The organism is Aeromonas sp. 600276, assembly GCF_049175815.1.
Taxonomy (GTDB): Bacteria; Pseudomonadota; Gammaproteobacteria; order Enterobacterales; family Aeromonadaceae; genus Aeromonas; species Aeromonas dhakensis.
In genome coordinates this window covers 64,503-76,694 of record NZ_JAAKVU010000022.1, presented here as the reverse complement: position 1 = coordinate 76,694, position 12,192 = coordinate 64,503, and the positions used below count along the sequence as shown (strand labels likewise).

At 60.8% G+C, this 12,192-nt stretch carries 9 protein-coding genes and 1 tRNA gene; 3 read left to right on the top strand and 7 right to left on the bottom strand.

Going from position 1 to position 12,192, the window contains the following annotated elements:
• Window positions 1–487: 487 nt before the first annotated feature.
• The 6 genes from pbpG to pepA all read right to left on the bottom strand — a co-directional run bounded on the left by pbpG (window position 488) and on the right by pepA (window position 8,661).
• A complete protein-coding gene (gene pbpG / locus G5134_RS18770) occupies window positions 488–1,315 on the bottom strand; it encodes a D-alanyl-D-alanine endopeptidase (protein ID WP_065018771.1) in 828 nt (275 codons plus the stop codon).
• A 138-nt stretch (window positions 1,316–1,453) separates the two neighbouring features.
• Complete coding sequence (locus G5134_RS18765) at window positions 1,454–2,119, bottom strand: DedA family protein (protein ID WP_005305157.1); 666 nt, start codon at window positions 2,117–2,119, stop codon at window positions 1,454–1,456.
• Between the two features lie 18 nt (window positions 2,120–2,137).
• Window positions 2,138–3,430, bottom strand: coding sequence for a hemolysin family protein (locus G5134_RS18760; RefSeq protein WP_065018772.1), 1,293 nt, complete (start codon window positions 3,428–3,430; stop codon window positions 2,138–2,140).
• A 186-nt stretch (window positions 3,431–3,616) separates the two neighbouring features.
• On the bottom strand, window positions 3,617–6,469 hold the full coding sequence (locus G5134_RS18755) for a valine--tRNA ligase (protein ID WP_065018773.1): 2,853 nt from the start codon (window positions 6,467–6,469) through the stop codon (window positions 3,617–3,619).
• A 65-nt stretch (window positions 6,470–6,534) separates the two neighbouring features.
• Window positions 6,535–6,990, bottom strand: coding sequence for a DNA polymerase III subunit chi (locus tag G5134_RS18750; RefSeq protein WP_065018774.1), 456 nt, complete (start codon window positions 6,988–6,990; stop codon window positions 6,535–6,537).
• A gap of 162 nt (window positions 6,991–7,152) precedes the next feature.
• The gene (pepA, locus tag G5134_RS18745) at window positions 7,153–8,661 is read right to left on the bottom strand and encodes a leucyl aminopeptidase (RefSeq protein ID WP_005305141.1); all 1,509 of its coding nucleotides are present in this window, start codon (window positions 8,659–8,661) and stop codon (window positions 7,153–7,155) included.
• 172 nt (window positions 8,662–8,833) lie between these two features.
• Here pepA and lptF point away from each other — a divergent pair, with 172 nt between their 5' ends.
• Both lptF and lptG read left to right on the top strand, forming a co-directional pair.
• Window positions 8,834–9,946: an LPS export ABC transporter permease LptF gene (lptF, locus tag G5134_RS18740; RefSeq protein WP_017765325.1), complete on the top strand. Its 1,113-nt coding sequence runs from the start codon at window positions 8,834–8,836 to the stop codon at window positions 9,944–9,946.
• Between the two features lie 257 nt (window positions 9,947–10,203).
• Complete coding sequence (gene lptG, locus G5134_RS18735; protein WP_017788135.1) at window positions 10,204–11,274, top strand: LPS export ABC transporter permease LptG; 1,071 nt, start codon at window positions 10,204–10,206, stop codon at window positions 11,272–11,274.
• A gap of 159 nt (window positions 11,275–11,433) precedes the next feature.
• Here lptG and G5134_RS18730 read toward each other — a convergent pair whose 3' ends face one another.
• Window positions 11,434–11,955 (bottom strand): RDD family protein, encoded by a 522-nt coding sequence (locus G5134_RS18730; RefSeq protein ID WP_065018775.1) that lies wholly within the window; start codon window positions 11,953–11,955, stop codon window positions 11,434–11,436.
• A 143-nt stretch (window positions 11,956–12,098) separates the two neighbouring features.
• Between G5134_RS18730 and G5134_RS18725 the strand changes: the two genes are divergently transcribed.
• Window positions 12,099–12,184: transfer RNA gene (locus G5134_RS18725), tRNA-Leu, on the top strand.
• Window positions 12,185–12,192: the final 8 nt, after the last annotated feature.

The window sequence follows — 12,192 nt, the reverse complement described above, 5'->3', positions numbered from 1 at the left end:
GCCCGTAGCTCAGCTGGATAGAGTACCTGGCTACGAACCAGGTGGTCAGAGGTTCGAATCCTCTCGGGCGCACCATACAGACAGCCTCGACTTCGGTCGGGGCTGTTTTTTTATATGGCCGCTCCAGGTATGGGATACGACCCGGGTGGCTTGATACTCGTCTCTTCACCTCTTCACCTCTTCACCTCTTCACCTCTTCACCTCTTCGCTTCAGTTCTGTGGCTTCGCTACTAAGATCGCGCTCACGGCAACCCAGAGTTCCGTGACAAGGACTTCCACCTCTGTATGACGGGCGCTTGGCGTCTCTCCCTGCCTCCTGCGGCCCACTGCGCTGACTTTCCGTTATCGCGCCCTGTGTGCATCCCTTGGTTCTCGGTCAACCCACGCCCCTTTCCGCTGATAAACCCGCTCAGAGGCGGGCAGAGGCGGTTTGCAGGCAATAAAAAAGGATGCCGCGGCATCCTTTTTCATCCCCGCAGTCCGGGTGTCAGCTTTTCAGCCATTTGCGAATGCGGTTGGCATCGCCGATGGGGGTGCGTTTGCCCACCGAGTTGAGCAGCACTATGGCCAGCTCCTGATTGTCCGGCTTGGCCCGCATCAGCAGGCAGCGGCCCGCTTCGTCGGTATAACCGGTCTTGGAGAGGCGCACGTCCCAGTCCGGGTTCTTCACCAGCGGGTTGGTGTTGTTGAACATCAGGCTGTAGGCCGGCGTGCGAAAGCGCATGTCCTTGCTGGTGTCCTGGGTGAACTCGCGGATCAGCGGCTGGCGATAGGCTGCCGCGATGAGCTTGGCCAGATCCTGGGCGGTGGAGACGTTGCGGGTCGACAGGCCGGTAGAGTCGTAGAAGCGGCTGTTGCGCATGCCCAGCTGTTTGGCCTTGTTGTTCATGGCACGGATGAAGGCGGGACGGCCCCCCGGGTAGTGGCGGGCAAGCGCCGAGGCCATGCGGTTCTCAGAGGACATCAACGCCAGATGCAGGGCATCGCGGCGGGTCACCTGGGTACCCATCCTGACCCGCGAATAGGTGTGCTTGATGGCGTCCCTGTCGTTCTGGTCGATGGTCAGGGTCTGGCCGAGATCCTGGCGGGTATCCAGCACTACCAGCGCCGTCATCAGCTTGGTGAGGGAGGCGATGGGGCGCACCTGGGTGGGATTCTTCTGGTAGAGGGTCTTGCCCGTTCTGACATCCATCACCAGTGCGCTGCTCGATTGCAGCTGCAGTTTGGCCGGGTTGGGGGCAGCCAATGCTGCTGGCAGTCCCAGCAGTCCAACCAATGCATAAACCAGCGCCATAGCGCTAACCCGACACCGCATACTACCGACTCCGTTCACATGGAAAAAAAGGCGCTAGATTCACTCATTTTTACCCTCGCTTGACAAGAGTGCCAGCGGGGAAATCACCATTATTTCGCTAAAAAAAGGGCCATCTCGCGATGACCCTCTCTCTTTGCCTCAATCCCGTGGCGCACTGGCTTTGCGTTTGCTGAGCCAGCGCCAGATCAGCGCAATCAAACCGCCGACCAGCAGCACGATCGGCAAGCAGAGAATGATGCTGAGGAACTGGGACTGGTACTCGGCCGCCAGCTTGGTGTGGCTGAGGAAGTAGCCGAAACCCACCAGCGGGCAGATCCACATAATGGAGCTGACCAGATTGACGATGAGAAAGCGCCCCTGGGGCAGTTCGGTGGCACCGACGATATAGGGGTAGGCGGTGCGCACAAAGGCGATGTAGCGGGCGGTGATCAGGGTCACGATGCCGTATTTGTCCAGCAGGTAGTAAACCTTCTGCTGGTGCTTCTCTTCCACATGGGACAGCAGCCGGTGGTAGAGCTGGGTGTGGCCCAGGAAACGCCCCTGCATGTAGCCGAGCCAGGTGCCGACGAAGGTGGCCAGGATCAGCAGCGGGATCACCCCGAGGGAGAGCACGTCCTGATAGATAAGCACGCCAGTCAGGATCAGCAGGCTGTCTCCGGGCAGAAAGGCGGTGGGAATGAAGCCGTTCTCCAGCACCAGAAAGGTCAATAACACACCGCAGACCATGAAGGCCATCTTGGGATCGGATAGCGTCACCAGATCCTGATGCATAAAGGCGTGGGCCAGTTGGTAAAACTGTTCCATAGTTGCAAACTCCGCAGGTTAGCTGGGTTGATCAAGCAAGGGCATGGCAAGCACCTTGTCGATGCGCAAACCATCCATGTCAACGATTTCCAGTTGCCACTGTTCCAGGGTGACCAGGTCTCCCGTCTGGGGAACACGACCAAGGAGCAGCATGATAAGCCCTCCGAGGGTGTGATAGTGATGTTTTTCTTCTTCCGGTAGCCGAACCAGTCCCAGGCAGTCCTTCAATTCCGGCAGCGGAATGAGGCCGTCGAGCAGCCAGCTGCCATCGGTACGCTGAAAAGCCCAGTTGTCGTCGCCGTCTTCCTGCTGGAAGTCGCCGGCCAGGGTCTCCAGCAGATCCTGCTGGGTGACCAGTCCCTGCAACTCGCCATATTCGTCCACCACCAGCACCATGTGCTCGGAGTGGGTGCGGAAGTGGTTGAGCAGCTCGAGGCCGTTGAGGGTTTCAGGCAGCAGGCTGCCATCCTGGGTCAATGCCGCCAGATCGATGGGCTCACCCTTGATATAGGCGTGCAGCACCTTGCTGACGTTAATGATGCCCACCAGTTCCGACAGGTTGCCGTCGCAGACCGGGAAGAAGCTGTGGCGATACTCCACCAGCCGCTGCAGGTTGACCTCCAGCGGCAGGGCGAGGTCGAGATAGCGGATGTCGCTGCGCGGCACCATCAGCGAGGAGAGGCTACGCTCGTCGAGCCGGAACACGTTGCGCAGCATGGTGTGCTCATGATCCTCGATGATCCCGGCTTCCGAACCCTCCACCAGCATGGCGTGGATCTCCTCCTGGGTCACGTTGGCGCTGCCATCCTGGCTGACTCTCAGCACTCGCAGGCTGGCCTTGGTGGAGGCCGACAGCAGCCATACGAAGGGACGGGTGAGGGCGGCCAGCCACAACATGGGGCGGGCCACCAAGCAGGCGATGCGCTCGGCACTGATCTGGCCGAGCCGCTTGGGCACCAGTTCGCCGATGACGATGGAGAGATAGGTGACCACCACTATGACCAGCACGGTGGCGATGAGGCCGCTGCTCTTGGGGGTCATGCCCCACTCCTGCAGCCAGAGCGCCAGCGGCTGGGCCAGCAGGGATTCGCCGTAGATACCGTTGAGCAGACCAATACTGGTGATGCCGATCTGCACCGCGGAGAGAAAATGGGTGGGATCTTCGCTCAGCTTGAGCGCGATGGCGGCGGAGCGGCTCCCTTCGCTGACCATCTTGCTGAGGCGTGCCTTGCGTGCGGTGACGATGGCGATTTCCGACATGGCGAAAACGCCATTGAGCAAAATCAATCCAAACAGGATCAATATTTCCATACTGCGGCAGCACTCCTAGTAGAAAGATCGCTGGCAGTGTAATGAATTTGGGGGCGCTGCGCTTGTGAAAGCGGGTGATTTGGCTCGCTAATTTTGCATGACAACGCGCGAAATGAGGGGGAATGGTGGTGGGCGGGCAACAAAAAGCCCCCTGCAGGAGGGGGCTTTTGTGAGGCGGATACCGGCTTACAGCGCGGCGATCTCGGCCTGTTGGGCTTCCAGCTTGGTCAGCTGGAGACGGTAATCCTCCAGCTTCTCGCGCTCCTTGGCGATGACCGCTTCCGGCGCCTTGGCGACGAAGGCTTCGTTGCCAAGCTTGCCTTCGATGCGGCCGCACTCGCCCACCAGACGGGCTACCTCTTTGGCCAAACGGGCCAGTTCGGCATCCTTGTCGATGAGACCGGCCATCGGGATCAGCAGCTCGGTGGCCCCGATCAGCTTCTTCACCGACAGTGGCGCGGCTTCACCTTCGCCAAGCACGCGGATGGATTCCAGACGGGCCAGCGACTTGAGGAAGGCCTCGTTGTCGGCGGCACGCTCGGCATCCTTGGCATCGCACTGGAGCAGCACGTTGAGCGGGACGCTCGGCGCTACGTTCATCTCGGCGCGGATGTTGCGGATGCTGACGATGAACTCCTTCACCCACTCCTGATCCGCCATCGCGGCGTCGTCCACCTTGGCGGCGTCGAACTCCGGGAAGGCCTGAATCATGATGGTGTCGGCGTGCACGCCGGCCAGCGGGGCGACCGATTTCCAGATGGTCTCGGTGATGAACGGGATGATCGGGTGTGCCAGGCGCAGCAGGGTTTCCAGCACGGTCACGAGGGTGTGGCGGGCAGCGCGCTGCTCGGCCTCGGAGCCCTTGGTCAGTACCGGCTTGGTCAGCTCCAGATACCAGTCACAGAACTGGTTCCAGATAAATTCGTACAGCACGCCAGCCGCGATGTCGAAGCGGTAGGTATCGAGGGCGGTACGGAAGTCACGGATGGCCACCTGCAGCTGGGATTGGATCCAGCGATCCGCCAGGCTGAACTGCATTTCGCCACCTGCAAAACCGCAATCCTGATCTTCGGTGTTCATCAGCACGTAGCGGGAGGCGTTCCACAGCTTGTTGCAGAAGTTGTTGTAGCCATCCAGGCGCTTCATGTCCCAGTTGATGTCACGCCCGGTAGAGGCCAGCGCCGCCAGGGTGAAGCGCAGGGCGTCGGTACCGTGGGCTTCGATCCCTTCCGGGAACTGCTTGGCGGTACGCTTGCCGATCTTCTCGGCCATCTGCGGCTGCATCATGTTGCCGGTGCGCTTCTCCAGCAGATCTTCCAGCGAGATGCCGTCGATCATGTCGAGGGGATCCAGCACGTTGCCCTTGGACTTGGACATCTTCTGGCCTTCTTCGTCACGGATGAGGCCTGTGATGTAGACGGTCTTGAACGGCACTTGCGGCTGGCCGTTTTCGTCCTTGATGAAGTGCATGGTCATCATGATCATCCGGGCAATCCAGAAGAAGATGATGTCGAAGCCGCTCATCAGCACGTCGGTCGGGTGGAAGGTCTTGAGCGCCTCGGTGTTGTTCGGCCAGCCCAGGGTGGAGAAGGTCCACAGGGCGGAGCTGAACCAGGTGTCGAGCACGTCTTCGTCCTGACGCAGCACGGTCACGGACGGGATGCTGTGCTTGGCGCGCACTTCATCCTCGTTGCGACCCACGTAGACGTTGCCGGCGTCGTCATACCAGGCCGGGATGCGGTGACCCCACCACAGTTGACGGGAGACGCACCAATCCTGAATGTCGCGCATCCAGGAGAAGTACATATTCTCGTACTGCTTGGGCACGAACTGGATGCGGCCATCTTCCACCGCCTCGATGGCTGTCTTGGCCATGGGCGCCACGCGCACGTACCACTGGTCGGTCAGCATCGGCTCGATGGGCACGCCGCCGCGATCGCCGTAAGGCTGCTGCAGCACGTGATCCTTGATCTCGGCCAAGAGGCCCAGCTCGTCCAGCTTGGCGACGATGGCCTTGCGAGCCGCGAAACGCTCCATCCCGGCAAACTCGGTCGGCAGGACGGCGTCATAGGCGGTGCTGGGGTTGCCGTTGCTGTCGACCACTTCGGCCTCGGCACGCACGTGGGCGTCCAGGGTGAAGATGTTGATCATCGGCAGGTTGTGGCGCTTGCCCACTTCGTTGTCGTTGAAGTCGTGGGCCGGGGTGATCTTCACGCAGCCTGTGCCCTTCTCCATGTCGGCGTGCTCGTCGGCGACGATGGGGATTAGACGGTTCACCAGCGGCAGCAGAATGTGCTGACCGATCAGCGCCTTGTAGCGCGGGTCTTCCGGGTTCACCGCGACGGCGGTATCACCCAGCATGGTTTCCGGACGGGTGGTGGCGACGATCAGGTGATCCTGGCCTTCGGCGGTCTTGGCGCCGTTGGCCAGCGGGTAGCGCAGGTGCCACATGTGGCCCTTGATCTCGCGGTTTTCCACTTCCAGATCAGAGATGGCGGTATTGAGCTTGGGATCCCAGTTCACCAGGCGCTTGCCGCGGTACATCAGGCCATCTTCGTAGAGACGGACGAACACTTCCTGCACGGCAGCGGAGAGGCCTTCATCCATGGTGAAGCGCTCGCGCTCCCAATCCACGGAGTCGCCCAGACGGCGCATCTGGCGGGTGATGGTGCCGCCGGACTCCTCCTTCCACTGCCAAATCTTGTCGATGAAGGCTTCCCGGCCGTAATCGTGGCGGGTCTTGCCCTCTTCTGCGGCGATCTTGCGCTCAACCACCATCTGGGTGGCGATACCGGCGTGGTCGGTACCCGCCTGCCACAGGGTGTTCTTGCCCTGCATGCGGTTGTAGCGGATCAGGGTATCCATCAGGGTTTGCTGGAAGGCGTGACCCATGTGCAGGCTGCCGGTGACGTTCGGCGGCGGGATCATGATGCAGAAGGAGTCTTTGCTGGTGTCGCCGTGGGGCTTGAAGTAGCCCTGAGCTTCCCAGTGCTGGTAGAGCGCCTGTTCGATGGCGTTGTGATTAAAAGTCTTTTCCATGGTCTCGCCGTAATCTGGATGGATGGATTCTGGTGTTGATTCGTGGTGGATCACAGGCGGCGCAGTCAGGGCTGCGCCGGATCCGGTGCGGCAAGGACGGGCTGATCCCTCATCTCGAGGGCGTGGCCTGCCTGGCGATAGTGCTTGTAGCGCTCGCGGGCTTGCTGCTTTTGCGTTTCGTCAGTGGGGACAAAATCTACCACTTGAGCGAAGTGTCCTGCAAACAAAGGTGTCTGTTTGGCCAGATTGATGAGGCGGGCGTAACGCCGTCGTGGCGGCTGGTGACCGATCTCCACCGGTGCCTGACCGCTCTCCCCCTGCAACTGGTGCGGCACGAAGCGCTCCGGCGGCAGCTGCCACAACAGCTCGTCGAGGCGCAGGGCCTGCGCTTCGTCGTCGCAGAACAGATAGAGGTGGCCCGCGCCCCATGACTCGGCCGCAAGGCTGCAGGCGAGTCGCTCGACGGCAGAGGCCTGCGCGTCATCCGGTTCGCTCATCAGGTAAAAGGTCACTTGGCTCATCAGGTTGATCCCGTTTGCGGTGACGGATAATTGACCGCCGGTAAGGACGGGCAGGGGGTATTCCTGCCCACCCTCAATGAAACAAGGAAGAGGCGGGCCTCTTCCTTGTGGTGCAGGGCAACTTCCGCTCGCCCGATGGCATCGCCGGGCGAGGTGCGGAAATTACTCCTTCTCTTCGATGTCCACCCCTGACCGGTTCAGCAGGAACTGGGTCAGCAGGGGCACCGGACGTCCGGTGGAGCCTTTCTCCTTGCCGCTCTTCCAGGCGGTCCCGGCGATATCCAGGTGGGCCCAGTTGTACTTCTTGGTGAAGCGTGACAGGAAGGCTGCGGCGGTGATGGTACCGGCCGGACGACCGCCGATGTTGGCCATGTCGGCGAACGGACTCTCCAGCTGTTCCTGATACTCGTCGAACAGCGGCAGACGCCAGGCGCGATCACCCGCCTGCTCGGAGGCATTGAGCAGCTCGTGGGCCAGCGGGTTGTGGTTGGCCAAGAGGCCCGTGGTGTGGTGACCCAGGGCGATGATGCAGGCACCGGTCAGGGTGGCCACGTCGATCACGGTTTCCGGATCAAAGCGATCCACGTAGGTCAGCGCATCGCACAGCACCAGGCGGCCTTCCGCATCCGTGTTCAGCACTTCGATGGTCTGGCCGGACATGGAGGTGAGGATGTCGCCCGGGCGATAGGCGTTGCCACCCGGCATGTTCTCGCAGCCCGCCAGCACGCCGATGACGTTGATGGGGAGCTGCAGCTGGGCCAGGGCGTGCATGGTACCGAGCACGGAGGCGGCGCCGCCCATGTCGTACTTCATCTCGTCCATGCCGTCGGCCGGCTTGATGGAGATGCCGCCGGAGTCGAAGGTCAGTCCCTTGCCGACCAGCACGATGGGCTTGGCATCCGGATGACCCTTGTATTCGATGATGGCCATCATGGCTTCGTTGTCGGAGCCACGGGCCACCGCCAGGTAGGAGTTCATGCCGAGCTCGGCCATCTCCTGCTCGCCGATCACCTTGGTGGTGATGTTGTCGAACGCATCGGCCAGACGACGGGCCTGGGAGGCGAGATAGGCCGGATTGCAGACGTTGGGCGGCATGTTGGCTACGTCGCGACAGACGCGCACCCCTTTCGCCACGGCCAGGCCGTGGGCGATGGCTTTTTCACCAATGGTCAGTTCCCGACGCGTCGGCACGTTGAACACCAGCTTGCGCAGCGGACGGCGCGGCTCGGCCTTGTTGGTCTTGAACTGGTCGAAACTGTAGAGGCCCGCCTTGGTGGTTTCCACCGCCTGGCGCACCTTCCAATAGGTATCCCGTCCCTTGACGTGCAGCTCGGTCAGGAAGCAGACCGCTTCCATGGAGCCGGTTTCGTTGAGGGTGGTGATGGTCTTGTTGATGATCTGCTTGTACTGGCGTTCGTCGAGTTCCCGCTCCTTGCCGCAACCGACCAGCAGCACGCGCTCGCTGAGCACGCCCGGTACTTGATGCAGCAACAGCATCTGGCCTGGTTTCCCTTCCAGGTCGCCACGGCGCAGCAGCGAGCTGATGTAGCCATCGCTGATCTTGTCCAGCTGTTCGGCAACCGGAGAGAGGCGACGCGGCTCGAATACGCCGACCACGACGCAGGCACTGCGTTGCTTCTCAGGACTGCCACTCTTTACACTGAACTCCATGGAATCTCCTACATCCTAAAGACAAAAGGCACCTTTTATTGAATAATGCGGTGCTTGTTGGGGTATCAGAGGCGGAGCGAACAGGCACTGGCCCCGCAGTTCAAACTGGTAAAAATCCAATATACGGCCCTATTTTTCAGGCATTCGACTAAAAACACAAGTTTACTTGGGAATGACTGTGATCGTTTTCCGATATTTGTTCAGGGAAACCCTGAAAACCCAGCTGGCGGTATTATTCGTGCTGCTGCTCATCTTCGTCAGCCAGCAATTCATCCAGATCATCGGCGATGCCGCCGATGGTGAGGTGCCGACGCGCCTGGTCTCCACCCTGCTGCTGCTTAACCTGCCGAACATGGCCCTGTTGATGCTGCCCATCAGCCTGTTTTTGGCCATCTTGTTCGCTCACGGGCGCCTCTACGCCGAAAGCGAGATGACGGTGATGCATGCGGTGGGCTTCAGTCACCGTTTCGTGATGCGCAGCGCCATGGTACTGGCCCTGCTGACGGCGGCCGTCGCCGCCTTCAATACCGGCTGGATTGCCCCGCAGGCGAAGGAGCGCGAGTACCAGGTGATCGACGAGTTCAAGGCCGATCCGGGGATCTCCTTCCTGCAGGCCGGCCGCTTCATGGAGCTCGACAAGGGGCGCCTGGTGGCCTACATCCAGGATCTCAACGACAAGGGCTCAAAACTGCAGAAGATCTTCGTGTTGCAGCGCTCCCAGGATGGCAAGCCGCCGTCGGTGGTGGTGGCGACCGAAGGGGTGGTCACGGTCGACAGCAACGGCCTGCAGTGGCTGACCCTGAAGGATGGCTCCCGCTATGAGGGGCACTTCAATACCCGCCAGTTCCAGATCTCCGAATTCGACGAGTACAGTCTGGTGATCCGCCAGCAGGAGATGGAGCGCTCCAACCGCAAGGCGGCGGCCAAGCCGACCATGGAGCTGCTGGGCACCCAGGACAACCAGCTGATGGCCGAACTGCAGTGGCGCCTGTCGCTGCCGCTCTCTATTCTGGTGCTGACCTTCCTGGTGGTGCCGCTGGCGCGGGTCAACCCCCGTCAGGGCCGCTATGCCAAGCTGTTGCCGGCCATCCTGCTCTACCTCTCCTACTTCCTGCTGCTCAGTGCTGCCCGTTCAGCCATCGACAGCGGCCGGCTGCCGCACTGGCCCGGCATGTTCCTGGTGCCGCTGGTCTATCTGCTGCTGATCGGGTTGCCGCTCAACCTGCAGGGCACCAGCTGGTGGAACGGGGTCAAGACCCTCTATTTCAAGAGAAAATCGGCATGATGTTGCCATCTGGGAGTCTCTACTGATGTTTGGCATTCTCGATAGACATGGCGACCGGGTCATTTTGCTGTCGCCCCCGCTCCATGTGTCTGTATTTGAGGAAAAAATCAGCATGATGCTGCAACCGGGGAGGTTCTGCTGATGTTTGGCATTCTCGATAGACATGGCGACCGGGTCATTTTGCTGTCGCCCCCGCTCCATACGTCTGTATTTGAGGGAAAAATCAGCATGATGCTGCAACCGGGGAGTTTCTGCTGATGTTTGGCATTCTCGATAGATATATCGGCCGGATCATTTTCATGTCGGTCCTGCTGTGTGAGATCACGCTGGTGGGCCTTGCGGCGCTGATCAAGTACGTGGAGCAGCTGAAGTCGGTGGGGGAAGGCAACTACGACATGCTCAGCGCCCTCTACTATGTGCTGCTCTCCATGCCGAAAGAGGCGGTGCTCTTCTTCCCGCTGGCGGCCCTGCTGGGCGGCCTCATCGGTCTGGGCCAGCTGGCGACCAGCTCGGAGCTGGTGGTGATGCAGGCGGCGGGCCGCTCCAAGATCAGTATCGTGATGGCAGCGCTCAAGACCGCCATCCCGCTGATGATCCTGGTGGGGCTGATGGGGGAGTACGTGGCGCCCATCGCCAAGCGGATGGCGGATGACATCAAGGCGGGGGCCCTGTCGGAAGGGCGGCTGACCGTGTCGGCTTACGGGGTGTGGGCGCGGGATGGCAACAACTTCGTCAACATCAACGGGGTGCGCAACGATGGCGCGCTGACCGGCATCACCCTTTACCGTTTCACCCCGGAGCGCAAGCTGATCGATATCCTGCAGGCGCAGGAAGGGGTGTTCGAGCAGCATCACTGGCTGCTCAAGCAGGTGCAGGTGACCCGTTTTGACGATCCCAAACAGATCCTGAGCGAGACCCAGCCCCAGATGGAGTGGAGCTCCGAGCTCACCCCCAAACAGCTCGGGGTGGTGAGCGTCGATCCCGAAAACCTGCCGGTGGCGGGACTGCTGGATTACATCGGCTATCTGGATGCCAACAAGCAGGATGCCGGGCGCTACAAGCTGGAGATGTGGCGCAAGCTGTTGTCACCGCTCTCGGTGGTGGCCATGATCCTGCTGGCCTCCTCCTTCATCTTCGGTCCGCTGCGCTCGGTCAGCATGGGGGCGCGGATGCTGATGGGGATCATGACCGGCTTTGCCGTCTACGTCAGCGATCGGGTGTTCGGTCCCGTCAGCCTAGTGTACGCGGTGCCACCGATCCTGGCAGCCATAGCACCGAGCCTGCTGTTTGGCGGTATCTCCTTCTATATCCTGAGCCGCAAGCAGTAGCGACCTGAAGGGGGGTGTTGCTGCTGACAAAGGCGGCCATCGCTCTTGCTGCACTGCTGTTTAGCGGTATCTCCGTCCATATCCTGAGCCGCAAGCAATACGCGTCGGCCAGCAAAAAGGGCACCCTGGGGTGCCCTTTTTCGTTGCCGCCTTTTGGGATCAGCGATTGAGCTGTTCCAGATTCTCCTGTTTGCCCAGCACGATCACTTCGCACTCGGACCAGATGTCCTGAAATGCGCGAGGTGACTTGTGGTTGAACAGGCAGAGCAGGTTGCCGAGGCCAAAGGCCGCCGTTGCCAGCCGGATCAGCGCCTGGGTGATGCGGATGTTGCTGCCGTCGGCATTCTGGATGCGCAGACGCCAGGCGCGCATGCCGATGGTCTGGCCGGCGCGGGTCCAGAACCAAGTGTAGAAACCGCAGATGACGAGGGCGAGCCAGGCACTGTAGACGGGGCTGGTCAGCAGCCAGGAGGCGTCTTTGCCCTCGGGGACGCTTGCCATGCCGGTGGCCAGCAGCAGATGGGCTACCCCCATCCCGATAAAGCCGGCGATGATCAACAATGAGATGACCACCAGATAGTCATAGATCAGGGCGCCGAGCCGGCGCAGCAGACCGGCGGAGGGGTGACGCTGGGTGGGAGGAGGGGGAGTGGTCGGTTGGACGGGTTTACGCTTGGCCATCGTTCTTATTCCATTAATATGATGCGGGCATTCTATTTAACTGACCTTGCCTCGGCAAGGCGTTGAATAAATGAGCAAACGACTGTGGGCACAAGAAAAACACCTTGCATGCCCAAGCGCCATTCGTATAATCCCTCGCAGTTGCCCGGGTGGCGAAATCGGTAGACGCAGCGGATTCAAAATCCGCCGGTGAATAACCGTGTCGGTTCGAGTCCGACCCCGGGCACCATCAAATTC

Bases quoted from the DNA above. Each gene is read 5' to 3' on its own strand.
- pbpG (WP_065018771.1), bottom strand. From the start codon at position 1,315: ATGCGGTGTCGGGTTAGCGCTATGGCGCTGGTTTATGCATTGGTTGGA.
- G5134_RS18765 (WP_005305157.1), bottom strand. From the start codon at position 2,119: ATGGAACAGTTTTACCAACTGGCCCACGCCTTTATGCATCAGGATCTG.
- G5134_RS18760 (WP_065018772.1), bottom strand. From the start codon at position 3,430: ATGGAAATATTGATCCTGTTTGGATTGATTTTGCTCAATGGCGTTTTC.
- G5134_RS18755 (WP_065018773.1), bottom strand. From the start codon at position 6,469: ATGGAAAAGACTTTTAATCACAACGCCATCGAACAGGCGCTCTACCAG.
- G5134_RS18750 (WP_065018774.1), bottom strand. From the start codon at position 6,990: ATGAGCCAAGTGACCTTTTACCTGATGAGCGAACCGGATGACGCGCAG.
- pepA (WP_005305141.1), bottom strand. From the start codon at position 8,661: ATGGAGTTCAGTGTAAAGAGTGGCAGTCCTGAGAAGCAACGCAGTGCC.
- lptF (WP_017765325.1), top strand. From the start codon at position 8,834: ATGACTGTGATCGTTTTCCGATATTTGTTCAGGGAAACCCTGAAAACC.
- lptG (WP_017788135.1), top strand. From the start codon at position 10,204: ATGTTTGGCATTCTCGATAGATATATCGGCCGGATCATTTTCATGTCG.
- G5134_RS18730 (WP_065018775.1), bottom strand. From the start codon at position 11,955: ATGGCCAAGCGTAAACCCGTCCAACCGACCACTCCCCCTCCTCCCACC.